16 protein-coding genes and 1 tRNA gene are annotated in these 12,997 nt (G+C 72.3%); 10 read left to right on the top strand and 7 right to left on the bottom strand.

The features are described 5' to 3' along the window. Positions 1-36: 36 nt before the first annotated feature. Both A3CQ_RS0126260 and A3CQ_RS0126255 read right to left on the bottom strand, forming a co-directional pair. The gene (locus tag A3CQ_RS0126260; protein WP_020513931.1) at positions 37-1,092 is read right to left on the bottom strand and encodes a glycoside hydrolase family 26 protein; all 1,056 of its coding nucleotides are present in this window, start codon (positions 1,090-1,092) and stop codon (positions 37-39) included. Positions 1,093-1,401: 309 nt separating this feature from the next. Beyond that, complete coding sequence (locus A3CQ_RS0126255; RefSeq protein ID WP_040432894.1) at positions 1,402-1,881, bottom strand: RrF2 family transcriptional regulator; 480 nt, start codon at positions 1,879-1,881, stop codon at positions 1,402-1,404. An 87-nt stretch (positions 1,882-1,968) separates the two neighbouring features. Here A3CQ_RS0126255 and A3CQ_RS0126250 point away from each other — a divergent pair, with 87 nt between their 5' ends. The 3 genes from A3CQ_RS0126250 to A3CQ_RS0126240 all read left to right on the top strand — a co-directional run bounded on the left by A3CQ_RS0126250 (position 1,969) and on the right by A3CQ_RS0126240 (position 3,836). After that, on the top strand, positions 1,969-2,730 hold the full coding sequence (locus A3CQ_RS0126250) for an SDR family oxidoreductase (RefSeq protein ID WP_020513929.1): 762 nt from the start codon (positions 1,969-1,971) through the stop codon (positions 2,728-2,730). A gap of 82 nt (positions 2,731-2,812) precedes the next feature. After that, positions 2,813-3,499 (top strand): hypothetical protein, encoded by a 687-nt coding sequence (locus A3CQ_RS0126245; protein WP_020513928.1) that lies wholly within the window; start codon positions 2,813-2,815, stop codon positions 3,497-3,499. A 25-nt stretch (positions 3,500-3,524) separates the two neighbouring features. Further along, positions 3,525-3,836 (top strand): hypothetical protein, encoded by a 312-nt coding sequence (locus A3CQ_RS0126240; protein ID WP_020513927.1) that lies wholly within the window; start codon positions 3,525-3,527, stop codon positions 3,834-3,836. On the opposite strand, the gene A3CQ_RS54020 is transcribed toward A3CQ_RS0126240, so the two are convergent. Both A3CQ_RS54020 and A3CQ_RS0126230 read right to left on the bottom strand, forming a co-directional pair. After that, positions 3,833-4,153, bottom strand: a complete 321-nt coding sequence (locus tag A3CQ_RS54020; protein ID WP_020513926.1) for an STAS domain-containing protein — start codon at positions 4,151-4,153, stop codon at positions 3,833-3,835. The genes A3CQ_RS0126240 and A3CQ_RS54020 overlap by 4 nt on opposite strands. Before the next feature lie 24 nt (positions 4,154-4,177). Continuing rightward, a complete protein-coding gene (locus tag A3CQ_RS0126230) occupies positions 4,178-5,845 on the bottom strand; it encodes an FAD-dependent oxidoreductase (RefSeq protein WP_020513925.1) in 1,668 nt (555 codons plus the stop codon). 63 nt (positions 5,846-5,908) lie between these two features. Here A3CQ_RS0126230 and A3CQ_RS0126225 point away from each other — a divergent pair. Next, a tRNA-Gly gene (locus tag A3CQ_RS0126225) sits at positions 5,909-5,981 on the top strand. 25 nt (positions 5,982-6,006) lie between these two features. On the opposite strand, the gene A3CQ_RS0126220 is transcribed toward A3CQ_RS0126225, so the two are convergent. Genes A3CQ_RS0126220 through A3CQ_RS0126210 form a run of 3 tightly spaced genes read right to left on the bottom strand, consistent with a single transcriptional unit; the run spans position 6,007 to position 7,515 of the window. Further along, positions 6,007-6,411: an arsenate reductase ArsC gene (locus tag A3CQ_RS0126220; RefSeq protein WP_020513924.1), complete on the bottom strand. Its 405-nt coding sequence runs from the start codon at positions 6,409-6,411 to the stop codon at positions 6,007-6,009. Beyond that, complete coding sequence (locus A3CQ_RS0126215) at positions 6,408-7,142, bottom strand: aquaporin (protein WP_020513923.1); 735 nt, start codon at positions 7,140-7,142, stop codon at positions 6,408-6,410. Before A3CQ_RS0126215 ends, A3CQ_RS0126220 begins: the two co-directional genes overlap by 4 nt. Before the next feature lies 1 nt (position 7,143). After that, positions 7,144-7,515, bottom strand: a complete 372-nt coding sequence (locus A3CQ_RS0126210) for an ArsR/SmtB family transcription factor (protein WP_020513922.1) — start codon at positions 7,513-7,515, stop codon at positions 7,144-7,146. Between the two features lie 101 nt (positions 7,516-7,616). Between A3CQ_RS0126210 and A3CQ_RS0126205 the strand changes: the two genes are divergently transcribed. The 6 genes from A3CQ_RS0126205 (at position 7,617) to A3CQ_RS57690 (ending at position 12,833) form a co-directional block, all read left to right on the top strand. Further along, on the top strand, positions 7,617-7,832 hold the full coding sequence (locus tag A3CQ_RS0126205) for a hypothetical protein (RefSeq protein WP_020513921.1): 216 nt from the start codon (positions 7,617-7,619) through the stop codon (positions 7,830-7,832). Further along, entirely contained in the window at positions 7,829-9,082 is a 1,254-nt protein-coding gene (locus A3CQ_RS0126200) for a M28 family metallopeptidase (protein WP_020513920.1), read from the top strand. The genes A3CQ_RS0126205 and A3CQ_RS0126200 overlap by 4 nt, the downstream gene beginning before the upstream one ends. A 12-nt stretch (positions 9,083-9,094) precedes the next feature. Further along, positions 9,095-9,424, top strand: a complete 330-nt coding sequence (locus tag A3CQ_RS0126195) for an ArsR/SmtB family transcription factor (protein WP_020513919.1) — start codon at positions 9,095-9,097, stop codon at positions 9,422-9,424. Further along, entirely contained in the window at positions 9,421-9,918 is a 498-nt protein-coding gene (locus tag A3CQ_RS0126190) for a GNAT family N-acetyltransferase (RefSeq protein WP_040432871.1), read from the top strand. Before A3CQ_RS0126195 ends, A3CQ_RS0126190 begins: the two co-directional genes overlap by 4 nt. A 14-nt stretch (positions 9,919-9,932) precedes the next feature. Next, the gene (locus A3CQ_RS0126185; RefSeq protein WP_026206215.1) at positions 9,933-11,309 is read left to right on the top strand and encodes an FAD-dependent oxidoreductase; all 1,377 of its coding nucleotides are present in this window, start codon (positions 9,933-9,935) and stop codon (positions 11,307-11,309) included. A 96-nt stretch (positions 11,310-11,405) separates the two neighbouring features. Continuing rightward, positions 11,406-12,833: an MFS transporter gene (locus tag A3CQ_RS57690; RefSeq protein ID WP_020513915.1), complete on the top strand. Its 1,428-nt coding sequence runs from the start codon at positions 11,406-11,408 to the stop codon at positions 12,831-12,833. The last annotated feature ends 164 nt before the right edge of the window (positions 12,834-12,997 follow it).

Genomic DNA, 12,997 nt, shown 5'->3' with positions numbered 1-12,997 from the left:
CGCCCGGCACGAGGGCCGGGCGACTCGGACGTACGGTTATCGGATCTGGACGTTGAAGCGCGGGCTCGCCGCCAGCTTCCGGAACGCGGCCAGGCTGCGGGCCGAGCTGTTGATGCTGATGTCGCGGTCGCCGGAGGCGTCCTTCTTCGTGTCGAAGTAGACGATCGCCTTGATGGCCGGGCGCTTGGCCAGCTCGGGCAGCACGCTGTCGAACTGCGCCGACTTGTCGGTCACCCGGCCGACGCGGTGGTAGACGCCCCACTCGGCGAGCATGATCGGCTTGCTCTTGTGGTTGCGGGTCGCCCAGTCGTAGAAGCCGACGCCGTTGAGGGCGCGCCGGTCGACGAGGTCGCCGAACATGCCGTGGTGGTAATAGCCCTGCTCGGCCGAGACGTACGAGTCCAGGCCCACCCAGTCGACGACGTCGTCGCCCGGGTAGAGGTCCTTCCACCAGGGCTGGGCCATCCACTTCTCATTGCCCATGTACGCGACGACGCTGACCATGTTGTCCACGCCCTCGGCCCGCAACCGCTGGATGACGTGGCGGAACGACGCGCGGAAGTCCTTCGCCGTCATCCCCGAGCCGGCTGCCGGGCGTACGTCGTCCTCGGGCTCGTGGTTGAGAACCAGGAAGAACTTCTGGTGGTACGTCGCCTTCACCCGCGCCGCGAAGGCGTCGATGCGCTTGTCGAGCTTGCCGGCCGCCACGTTCGCCCAGGTCGAGCCGTACTCGACCCGCCAGTTGAGCAGCAGCACCCGCGGGTGCGCCGGGTCCTGGGTCATCGCGATCTCGGCGGCGGTGGGGAACTTCTGGTCGCCCTTGTGGTACGTGTGGAAGATCGTCGACGTGCGCCCGCTGAGCTTCTCCCAGGTGCGCAGCTCCTGGTCGTGCGGCGCCTTGGTGAAACCGCCCGCGGCGGCGCCCCAGAGCACGTTGCAGCTCGGCACCAGCTTGGCGTCGGTCACACAGGCCGGCTTCGCGGCGGCGGGCGCCGTCGCCGAAGGGGCGGAGTGGGCCTGAGCTGCTCCGCCGAGCGCGGCACTGACACCGGCGACCACAGCGGCAAGCGAGTACACGGACTTGCGGAACATTCAATCTCCCCCTGTTGTCCGGCCGTGTCGTCGGCCGGGCATGCGAAAGAGATTGGGGGCCGTCCGGTGCGCGCCAAGTGCCCGCCGGGGTGCCACGCGGTTGCGGTCGGCGGACCTCCGATCGGTCGAGCGTTGCGATCGGCGGGGCACCTTCCGGGTTGAGGGTTCCGTCGCTCACCTACAAGATGTAGGTATCCCTGCTCCCGGCGCGCCCTTGCCCCCAAGGTGCGGCCGTGGGCCCGGAGGGGCGGTTCCGGTCTCTGTCACACCCCTCGGAACTGCCCCTTCGGTGCAAAACGCCCCAGCTCGTCAGGCGGGTGAGCTCAGCCAGGCGCGGACGCCCGCCAGCACGGCCGGCCCGTGCTCGCCGGTCACCTGGGCCGCGAGGTCGGCGATCGTCACCGAGCGCAGCGACGCCCGCCAGGCCTCGTCGGCGGCGGTCATCGCGCGGTGGATCGCGCACGGCGTCACGCACCGCTCGGGCGGGGTGGCGAGCGGCCCGCGCATGCGGACGTCGGTGCAGAGGAAGGCCGGCGTGCGCCCGTCGATCGCCTCGACCACGTCGAGCACGGTGATCTCGCCGGGCGCCCGGGTCAGCTCGTACCCGCCGGCGTGGCCCTGCGCCGAGCGCACCAGCCCGGCCCGGGACAGCGCCTGCAACTGCTTGGCCAGGTAACTCGCGGAGACGTCGTGCATCTCGGCGAGCCGGGCGGCGGAGACCGGGCGGTCGGCGGCGGTCAGCGCGAACGCGCAGTGCAGGGCCCACTCGACACCGCCGGACATCTTCATGGTCACACCCTACTTGACTCGGACAGATCTTGTCCGAGTAGAGTTCCGGACAGCGGTTGTCCGAGTTGGGCGAGTTGAGGAGCGCACATGAAGATCGTGGTCATCGGGGGAACCGGACAGATCGGCCGGAAGCTCATTCCGATCCTGACCGCCGCCGGGCACGAGGCGTCCGCCGCGTCGCCGTCCACCGGCGTCGACACGGTCACGGGGGAGGGGCTGGCCGAGGCGCTCGCCGGGGCTCAGGTGGTGGTCGACGTGACCAACGCGCCGGCCTGGGGCGACGACGAGGTCCTTCAGTTCTTCACGACCTCGACCGGGAACCTGCTCGAGGCGGGGCGGGCCGCGGGCGCCGGCCACCACGTCGCGCTCACGATCGTCGGCGCCGACCGCAACCCGGGGAGCGGGTACCAGCGGGCCAAGGTCGCGCAGGAGAACCTGATCATCGCGTCCGGCCGGCCGTACACGATCCTGCGGGCCACCCAGTTCTACTCGTTCCTCGAGACCATCGCCGACGGCGCCACGGTCGACGGTGTCGTGCACTCCCCGGTCGGCGCGTTCCAGCCGGTCTCGGAGGACAACGTCGCCGAGACGCTCGCCGAGATCGCGCTGGCGCCGCCCGTCGACGGGATCATCGACCTGGCCGGCCCCGAGAAGGAGCCGATGGCCCAGTTCCTGCGCCGCTTCCTCGACGCCACCTACGACCGCCGCAAGGTCGTGGAGGACCCGCAGGCCCGCTACTTCGGCGGTGTCATGACCGACACGTCCCTCGTCCCGACCGGCGACCACCCCACCCGTACCGGCGCGATGACCTTCCCGGAGTGGCTGAGCCGGCCGGAGGGCGCCCGCTGAGAAACGCCGCGGCGAGGGGGCGGCGCGGCGAGCGTCGATGCGTTACGGTGCTCCGTCAAGGTCACGGAAAGGCGGCGCCGCAATGGTGGACATCGAGGCCGGAGAGTTCACGCGGCCACGCCGCTTCGACGTGGTGACCGCGGCGTGCGTCGTGCTGACCGTCGACGCCGCGTTGTTCCTGCTCATCGCCGTGGTCGGTGTGCCGTTCCTGCTGTACATCTTCGCCGACGACGACACCGGCACCTGGCAGCGGATGTGGCCGCTGATCTCCTGGTGGTTGGTGGCGACCGCGCTGGGCGCCGCCTCCGCCCTCGCGACCGTCCGCGTCACCGGCGGTGGTGGCGGCGCCGGCGTGCGCCGGCTCGGCGCCGCGGCCGCCACGGCGACCGCCGTCGGGGTGGGCGTCCTGATCTCCGTCACGTTCGACGGGTCCCTGTTCGACCGGGCGCTGTTCCTGGCGGTGGCGGGGGCGCTCTTCGTGATCGCGAACGTCGCCGCCGCCCTGGTGCTGATCAGCCCCGCCTCGGCGGCGGACGAGGACATCGAGATCGAGACCATGGAGTCTGGCTACGAGGACGACGAGGTTGACGACGTCGACCAGGCCGAGTTCGACGAGCCGGCCGAGCCGGTGATGGCCAAGGACACCGTCGAGCTCGCGCGCACCGGCCCCGGCCGCGCCGCCTCGTCGGCCGCGCGCCGGCGCCTGCGTCGCCAGGCGGCGATGCGCACGATGGCCGGCGTGCGGATGACCCGCCGTCCGAGGCGGTAACCGCCGGCCCGGTTACGATTCTCCGATGGAGAACACGACAGCCGCGCTGCGCTCGTTGCGCTGGTACGCCGTCCTCGCCCTGGTCGTGTTCGGCATCGTCCCGGCCGTCATGGTGACCCTGCTGGTCGCCCAGGGCCGCACCCCCGGCTCGGTCGGCTTCCTGCTCATCGGGGGCATCCCGCTGATCGTCGCCGCCGCCGTCCAGGCGGTCCGCGGCCTGACCGGCGCCGACCCCGAGCTCGCGTCCCGCCGCCTGCACCTGAGCATGGCCCTGGTCGCCGGGGCCGACGTGCTGGTCCTCGGCGGCAACGCCCTGATCAGAATGGCCTCGAACTAGAGGCCGAAGACGTGACCGAGCCCGGTCACCTCGATCGCCTTGCGGACCGGGGGAGAGGGCTCGGCCAGCGTCAGCGTGACCCCCTTGGCCGCCGCGCTGTTGCGGGCGCTGACCAGCGCCCCCAGCCCGTACGAGTCGATGAACCCCAGATCGCTGACGTCCACCCGCAGGTAACGGCAGCCGGGCATGGCGGCCGCGGCGGCGAGGCTGTCGCGCACGGCGTCGGCGCGGTCCACGTCGACCTCCCCGGTCAGGGCGGCGACGACCAGACCGTCGGGCGAGGCCGGTTCGTACCGGATCGTGGGGTCGTTCGGCATTCGCCAGATGCTACCCGCCGCCGTTCAGTGCAGCGCGAGCGCCTGATGCACCGACCGCACCGCGCTCGCACCCTCGCCGACCGCCGCCGCCACCCGCTTCATCGAGTCGAGCCGCACGTCGCCGGCCGCGAAGACCCCCGGCACGCTGGTTTCGAACGGGAGCGGATCGCGACCCACCCCCGTCCACCGATCACCCAGCCGTACGTCGGTGGGGACGAACCCGGCGTCGTCGAGGGCCACATCGGTCAGCCACTCGGTCGCCGGCTGGGCGCCGATGAAGCAGAACAGGCCGAAACACCCGCACGGGTCCGGCTCGCCCGACGGCCGCGACGTGAGCGTGATCTGCTCGAGCCGCTCGCCGCCCTGCAGCGCGGTCACCTCGGTGGCCGTCCGCACCTCGATGCGCCGGTCGGCGAGGATCCGCTCGACGAGATAGCTGGACATCTTCGCGTACAGGTCGGGGCCGCGCACGGCCAGCGTGACCTTGCCGGCCCGCCGGGCCAGATAGATCGCCGCCTGGCCGGCCGAGTTCGCTCCGCCGACCACGGTCACCGGCAGTTCCGCCACCGCCTGCGCCTCGAGGTCGGTGGCCGCATAGTAGATGCCCGAGCCGACGAAATCCGGCCAGCGCTTGAGCGGCAGGTTCCGGTAGGCCGCGCCGGTCGCGATCAGCACCGCGCGAGTCTCGATCTCGGTGCCGTCGACCAGGGTGATCAGGTGCGGGCCATCGGGCGACGACCGCAGCGACCGTACGCCGCACGGACTGGCCAGATGCGCGCCGAACTTCAGCGCCTGCACGGCGGCGCGCCCGGTCAGCGCGGCGCCGCTGAGTCCGAACGGGAAGCCCATGTAGTTCTCGATGCGCGAACTCGCCGCGGCCTGCCCGCCGGTCGCGACGGCGTCGAGCAGCACCGTCTCCAGCCCCTCGGACGCGCCGTAGACCGCGGCGGCCAGCCCGGCCGGGCCGGCGCCGACGATCGTGAGGTCGGCGACCCCCTTGGGCGTACGCCGATAGGTGAGACCCAGATGCTGGCTGAGGATGCCCGGGTTGACCGACCGCAACGTCTCCCGGGGGGTGACCGCGGCCGGGAGGTCGGCGGCGGTCAGACCGGCCTCGGCCATTGCCGCCCGGCCGGCGTCAGACGTCTCGGAGAGCCAGAGGTGCGGCTGTTCCTGCCGGGACAGGAACGTCTGCAGTGCCATCCCGGCGCCGGTCGACGCGTCGCCGATCACCTCGAGATTGCGGCCGACCCGGTCGGCCAGCAGCAGCCGCCGGGCCAGGAACGCGCGCAGCAGCAGGTCGCTGATCTCGGTGTCGCGCGCCATGATCAGGCGGAACGCCTCGGCGTCGATCCGGTGGATCGTGCCCGCCGCCGCGACCCGGGCCGACAGCAGGCGGGTCTGCCCGGTCAGCAGGTTCATCTCGCCGAGGAACTGCCCCCGGCCGGCGGTGAGGAACAGCTCCTCGGGCGCCGTCGCGGTGGGCGTGCGCACGACCTGGGCCACGGCCGACTCGACCAGGATCAGATCGCTGTCGACGTCCCCCACGTCGTACAGAATCTCGCCGGTCTTGACCTCATGTCGCGTGCCGTACGCGGCGACGCGGGCGAATTGGACGGGATCGAGCGCGTGGAACGCGGCCGCGCTCAGCTCCTCGGGCAGCTCACCGAGTTCGGGAAAGGACGACACCACCGGGGAATCGTCGCAGAGCCTGCGCGCTTTCCTCAACGCGCATCCGGTAAAGTCGCCGTCAACGCGGACGTAGCGCAGCTGGTAGCGCATCACCTTGCCAAGGTGAGGGTCGCGGGTTCGAATCCCGTCGTCCGCTCTTTTCGTGCCCTCCGGGTCTTCGCCTACGCCGGGCGCAGGCCGGCCAGCAGCTCCTCGACCCGGGTTCTGATCTCGTCGCGGATCGGCCGGACGGCCTCCACGCCCTTGCCGGCGGGGTCGTCGAGCTTCCAGTCCTCGTAACGCTTGCCGGGGAAGACCGGGCAGGCGTCGCCGCAGCCCATGGTGATGATGACGTCCGAGTCCTGCGCGGTCTCGTACTCAAGCCTCTTCGGGGTTTGATCGGTGATGTCGATGCCGACCTCGCGCATGGCCTCGACGGCGGCCGGGTTGATCTGATCGGCCGGCTCGGAGCCGGCGGAACGAACCTCCACGGCGTCTCCCGCCAGGTGGCGAAGCCAGCCGGCCGCCATCTGTGAGCGGCCGGCGTTGTGCACGCAGACGAACAGGACGCTGGGCTTGTCACTCATCGGATCTCCACGGCTTTCTTCGGCTCTTCTTGGCGATCGGGGTTGCCGCGCGGACGGGGATAGAGGGCGAGAAGCAGGCCGACCCCGGCGAGCAGCCCGACGAGCTGAGCCACGACGAAGCCCGGCACTGAAGCGGGGGCGATGCCGGCGAACGTGTCGGTGAAGGCGCGGCCGATCGTCACGGCGGGGTTGGCGAAGCTTGTCGAGGAGGTGAACCAGTACGCGGCACCGATGTAGGCACCGACCCCGGCGGGCGCGACTGCGGAGCGACCGGACCGGGCCAGGGCGAAGATGAGCAGCAGAAGTCCCGTGGTCGCGACCACCTCGCCCAGCCACAGATGCCCGGCGCTGCGGTCCTTGTGCGAGAAGGTCACCGCGTCCAGGTCGAACATCAGGTTGGCCAGGATCGACCCGCCGATCGCGCCGGCGACCTGAGCCACGGTGTAACCGGCCAGGTCGGTCGCGGTCAGGCCGGTGCGGGCGCGGCGGCCGAGGAACCAGTCGGCGGCCGAGACGACCGGGTTGAAGTGGGCGCCGGAGACCGGTCCGAAGGTCAGGATCAGCGCGCCGAGCGCGAACGCGGTGGCCACGGAGTTCTCGAGAAGCTGCAGGCCCACGTCGTCCGGCGACAGCGTGGCGGCCATGATGCCGGAGCCGACGACGGCGGTGACCAGCAGCGCGGTGCCGGCGAACTCGGCCAGCAGCCGCCGCCAGAGGGCGATCGCGTGCACGTCAGGCGTCGGCGGCCGGGGTGAGCAGGGTGGCCAGCTGGAGCATCAGGCCCGGCCGGGCGCGGTAGTAGACCCAGCTGGCGCGGCGCTCGGCGTCGACGAGGCCGGCGTCGCGCAGCGTCTTGAGGTGGTGGGAGATGGTCGAACCGGAGACCTCGAACGACGGGGTGAGGTCGCACACGCAGATCTCGCCGCCGGGCGCCGAGGCGATCATCGACATCAGCTGAAGGCGGACCGGGTCGCCCAGGGCCTTGAACGCGGGCGCCAGCTGCAGGGCGGTGGCCTGCTCCATGCGCTGAACCGCCATCGGCGGGCAGCACGGTGTCTCCGCGGGCTGGTCGAGCAGGTTCACCGAGGCGGCTGGTTTCGACATGCGTCGAGCTTGACATGTATCGAATCCGCGTGCAAACCTCGGTTTCGACAAACGTCGAATCCGATGGTTGTCGAAACCGCACGTGATCCTGGAGGGTCCTCATGAACGACACCGACACCAGCGGTGGCTTTGCCGTCGACCCGGCCGATGCCCTGACCGTGACCGGTTCCGATGGGTGTTGCGGCACTGCCCTCAAGTTGCCGGCGGCGGGCGGGCCGTGTTGCGGCACTCAGGCCGAGGCGTCGGCCGAGAGCTCGTGCTGCGGCGGCGCCGCCAAGTCGACGGCGGTCGCGGCCGGCCAGGGCTGCTGCGGATGACCGCCGGTCTCGACGCCCTGCTCGCCCGGGTCGACGCGACCCGGATGGCGGCGACCGTCGTACGGCTGGCGGGTGATGTCTTCGCCGGGCGGCGCGCCGGGTCGGCGGGTGGTGCCGCGGCCCGGGACTGGCTCCGCGATCGGCTGACCGGCCTGGGTGCCGATGTCGGCGTCGATCCGTTCCCGGTCCGGGCGGTGCCCGTCGTCCGCGCCTCGCCCGAGGCGGTCTGGCATGACGGGAGCACCGAGCACCGGCCGGCGTTCGGGCGGCAGGTGCTGCCGCATTTCGCGTCGGCGGATCTGCCCGGCCGCCGGCGCGGCGACCTGGGGATCGCCGGGGCCGGAGATCCCGCCGGGCGATGGCTGCTGGTCCCGCCGTCGATGTCGCTCTTCGACGCGTACGGACATGGTGGTGGGGCGGCCGGACTGCTGGTTTCCCGGGCGGTGGACGCGGATGGCTGGCACTACACGCTGCTCGTGGGCCCGGATCCCGGCCCGCTGCCGGTCCTCACCCTGGATCCGGCCTGCTACGCCGCGATGTCCGTCAGCGCGGCGTCCGGGCGGGGGTGGCTCGAGGCAACCGCGCCGATCCGCCGCGACGACGTCACCGCGGCCAACGTCCACGCCCGCTGGGGGAACGCCGGAACCGTCCTGCTGACCGCCCACTACGACGGTGTCGGAGACCTTCCGGGACTGCGGCAGCCGGCCGCCTCCGACAATGCGTCCGGCGTCGCGGTCGTCCTCGAGGCCGCCCGGGTGCTCGCTCCCGTCCTGCCGGATGGGCTCGCCGTCGCGCTGCTCGACGCCGAGGAGATCGGCGCGCTCGGCTCCGCGCGGCACGCCGGCCAGGTCCGCGAGGCGCGGCCTTCGGTGGTCAACGTCGACGGCGCCGGGCTGCCCCGCGAGGCGCGGCCTTTGGTGGTCAACGTCGACGGTGCCGGGCGGCTGGGTGCCGCGGTCGCGGTCGAGGCCGGCGGTCCGGCGCATGCTCTGCTCTCCATGCTCGACCAGGCCGGGCGGCACACCGGGGTGCCGCTGGCGCCGGGGCCCATGGCCTCGGACAACCGGCGTTACGCCGCCGCCGGGCTGGCGGCGGTCGGCATCGGGGCCGGCATGGGCGGTTACCACAGTCCGGCCGACACCCCGGACCGCGTTGACTCCGGCACCCTCGCCGCCGTCTGCCGTCTGGTGGTTGCCACCACCTGGCTGGCGAGCGGTAGGCTCTCATCGTTGATCGGCGATAGACGATGAAGAGGGTGGATCGTGGGCGACCTGCTCGACCGGGCGGCGGCGGAGACGTACGCGTCCTGGTTCCGGGCACTCGCGGACCCGTCGCGGGTGCAGATCGTGGAATACCTGGCCCGGCAGGGGCGGCCGATGCCGGTGGGCGAGATCGTCGCGGCCGCCGGGCTGGCGCAGTCGACCGTCTCGCAGCACCTGAAGATCCTCACCGAGGTGCGGTTCGTGCTGGTGGAGGCCGTGGGAAACGCCCGGCACTACCGCATCAACGGCGCCTGCATCGACTGCTTCCCGTCCGCCGCCGACGTCGTCATGGGCCGGCCGGCACCGACCGCGGCGGGAGGCTGCGCATGAGGATCCGGCCGATGAGCGCCGGCGACGCCGATGCCGTCCTCGCCATCTACCAGGCGGGCATGGACGGTGGGAACGCCAGCTTCGAGCACACCGCGCCGGCCTGGGCCGCCTTCGACGACGGCAAGCTCGGCGACCACCGGCTCGTCGCCGTCGACGATGACGACACGGTGCTCGGCTGGGTGGCGATCTCCGCGGTCTCCGGCCGGGCGGTCTATGCCGGCGTGGTCGAGCATTCCGTCTACGTCGACCCGGCGGCCCGGGGGCGTGGCGTCGGGCGGGCCTTGCTCGACGCGCTGATCGAGTCGACCGAACGGGCCGGGATCTGGACGATCCAGTCCGGCGTCTTCCCCGAGAACACCGCCAGCCTCGCCCTGCACCGGGCCGCCGGGTTCCGCACCGTCGGCGTCCGCGAGCGGGTCGGCCGGCACCTCACCCAGAACAACCGATGGCGCGACGTCGTCCTCATCGAACGCCGCAGCCCGCTCATCGACTGACCAGGAGACGACTCGTGACCATTTCACTCGATCAGCTGCCCGTTGCTGTCATCGGCGCCGGGCCTGTCGGCCTGGCTGCCGCCGCTCACCTTGCCGAGCGCGGCCTGCCGTTCCTCGTGCTCGAGGCCGGTGAGGCGCCGGCCGCCGCGGTCCGATCGTGGGGGCACGTGCGGTTGTTCTCGCCGTGGCGGTACAACATCGACGCCGCGGCGGCGAAGCTGCTGGCGGATGCCGGGTGGGCCCGGCCCGACGACGATCGGCTGCCGACCGGCGCTTCGCTCGCCGACGACTATCTGCGGCCGTTGGCCGAACTACCTTCGATCAAGCCGTACGTCCGCTACGGCGCCCGGGTCGTGGCGGTCACCCGGTTCGGGCTTGACCGGCTGCGGACGGCCGGGCGGACGGAGGCGCCGTTCCTCATCCGGCTCGGCAGTGGTGAGGACGTTCTGGCCCGCGCGGTCATCGACGCCTCCGGCACCTGGGACACGCCGAATGTGCTGGGCGCCTCGGGGATCCCGGCGCACGGCGAGCTCACCGCCGGGGCGTACGTCAGCAATGCTTTGCCGGATGTCTTGGGTCGCGACCGTGACCGGTTCGCGGGTCGTCGGGTGCTCGTGGTGGGGGCTGGGCATTCCGCGGCCAATACGCTGCTGTCGCTGGTGGAGCTGCCGGGAACGACCGTCACGTGGGCGATTCGGTCGGGTTCGCCGTGGCGCACCTACGGCGGCGAGGCGGACGACGCGCTGCCGGCCCGGGGCGCGCTGGGGACGCGGCTGCGTTCGCACGTCGAGTCGGGCGTCGTTGGGCTGATCACCGGCTTTGGCGTCGAGCGGGTCGAGGTGGTGTCCGGCGGTGTGGCGGTTTCCGACGGCACGCGGACGGTTGTCGTGGACCGGATCGTCTCGGCCACCGGGTTCCGGGCCGACCACGGGATCGTGTCCGAGCTGCGCCTCGACCTCGACCCGATCATGGGCTCGACCCGGGCGCTCGCGCCGCTGATCGACCCCAACGAGCACTCCTGCGGCACGGTTCCGCCGCACGGTGTCGACGAGCTTGCCCATCCGGAGCCCGGCTACTACGCCATCGGGGTCAAGTCGTACGGGCGGGCGCCCACGTTCCTGCTGGCCACCGGGTACGAGCAGGCTCGCTCGGTGGTCGCGGCGCTGGCCGGTGACTGGGTTGCTGCCCGCGACGTGCGGCTCGATCTGCCGGAAACCGGGGTCTGCAACAGCGATCCCGTCCTCGGCGTCGACGCCGTCAGCGCGGGCTGCTGCGGCACACCTGCGATCGGCCTTTCTGCCCCCGGCGTCGAGGGCGGGCTGGGGCGCTCGCCGCTGACGGTCATCGACGTGTCGACCGGCTCGGGTGAGCAGGCCGGCAGCTGCGGCTGATCCGGTCTTGGCTGTTCCGGTCTTGGCTGTTCCGGTCTTGGCTGTTCCGGTCTTGGCTGTTCCGGTCTTGGCTTTTCGCCGCCGGTTGCCGGCCCGATGACCGGCGGCGGGCAGGGCCGGCGGATCGTGGCGGTCTTCGCGATCACGCAGACCGTCGGATACGGCTGCCTGTATTACAGCTTCGCCGTGCTGCTCCACCCGATCGCGGCCGACCTGCACGCCTCGCCGGCCGCGGTCACCGGTGCGTTGACCACGGCGGTGCTGGCCTGGGCGGCGATGGCCGTGCCGGTGGGCCGATGGCTCGACCGCCACGGCGGCCGGGCGCTGATGACGACCGGCGCGGCGGCCGGCGCCGGACTCCTGGCGGCCTGGTCGCAGGTGCACGCGCTGTGGCAGCTGTACCTGGTCTTCGCCGGGCTCGGCGCGGCGATGGCGATGTCCCTGTACGACGCGGCCACCGCCGTGGTCGTCTCGTGGTTCTCGCCGGACCGGCGGGCACGGGCGCTGCTGGCGATGATCGTGGTGGCCGGATTCGCCAGCACCATCTTCATGCCCCTGACCGGGCTGCTCAACGACCGGTACGGCTGGCGGGCCACCCTCCTGGTGCTCGCGGCGGGCTACGGCGCGATCGCCGTGCCGCTGCACGCGGCGGTCGTGCGCTGCCCACCGAGCGCGATCGCCGTGCCGCTGCACGCTGCGGTCGTGCGTCGCCCACCGGGCGCGATCGCCGTGCCCCGGCACCGCCCACTGCGCGGGATCACCGAGCTCCTGCGCGCGGCATTCGTGCACCGCCGACCGCGCGGAAGCGCCGTGGCCCGGCGGCCGAATCCGGCGCGCGGCTCGGTGACGGCCGGGGCGGCGGAGCGGCGAGCGCTGGTCCGCGCGGCGATGCACGACCGCCGGTTCTGGTGGCTGGCCGTCGCGTTCGTCGCGCACTCGGCCGCGATGAGCGCCATGACCGTCCACCTCGTCGGCTTCCTGACCGGCGAAGGCCATCCGGCGACGTTCGCCGCGACCGTCGCCGGGCTGCTCGGCGTGCTGTCGGTGACCGGGCGTCTCGTGCTCACCGCCGCCCAGCGCCGGTTGCGCCTGTCCGGCGTCGTGGCCGTGGTCTTCACCATTCAGGCCGCCGCGGCGCTGAGCCTGCCGTGGGCGGGCGCCACCCGGCCGGGCGCGATCGTCGCGGTGACCGGTTTCGGCATCGGCTTCGGCGTGGCCAGCCTCGCCACTCCGGCCCTACTGGCCGACCGTTACGGCACCACCTCCTACGCCAGCATCGCCGGCACGCTCGCGGCGCCGGTCACCCTCGCCAAGGCCCTTGCGCCGCTGGGAGCGGCCGCGCTCTACACCGCCACCGGCAGTTACCTGCCCGTTCTCGCCGCCATCGGCGGACTGTGCCTGCTCGCCGCCGCCGGCATCGTGTCCCACGCCAGCACCCCCTTCCCGAGCACCGATCCCACCACCGCGCCGGGGCCGAGCCGCGCCTCGACCGCTGTGGGTCCGTCTCGTCGACGCCACCCATGATGGCCTCGCGCATCGCACCAGGTCTTCATACCGTGGTCTGAATTGCCTCGCGCATCGCACGCGGGTCTTTCATACCGTGGTCTGATGCGCCCGGCGCCGGCCTCTGGCAACCTCGTCGGCAGCCGGTCAGCGAGCCGGCGACGGTGCGTCGAGACGCGATTGAC

This window comes from Paractinoplanes globisporus DSM 43857 (assembly GCF_000379645.1).
Taxonomy (GTDB): domain Bacteria; phylum Actinomycetota; class Actinomycetes; order Mycobacteriales; family Micromonosporaceae; genus Actinoplanes; species Actinoplanes globisporus.
The sequence above is the reverse complement of the archived record's forward strand: the minus strand, read 5'-3'. Positions and strand labels throughout refer to the sequence as shown.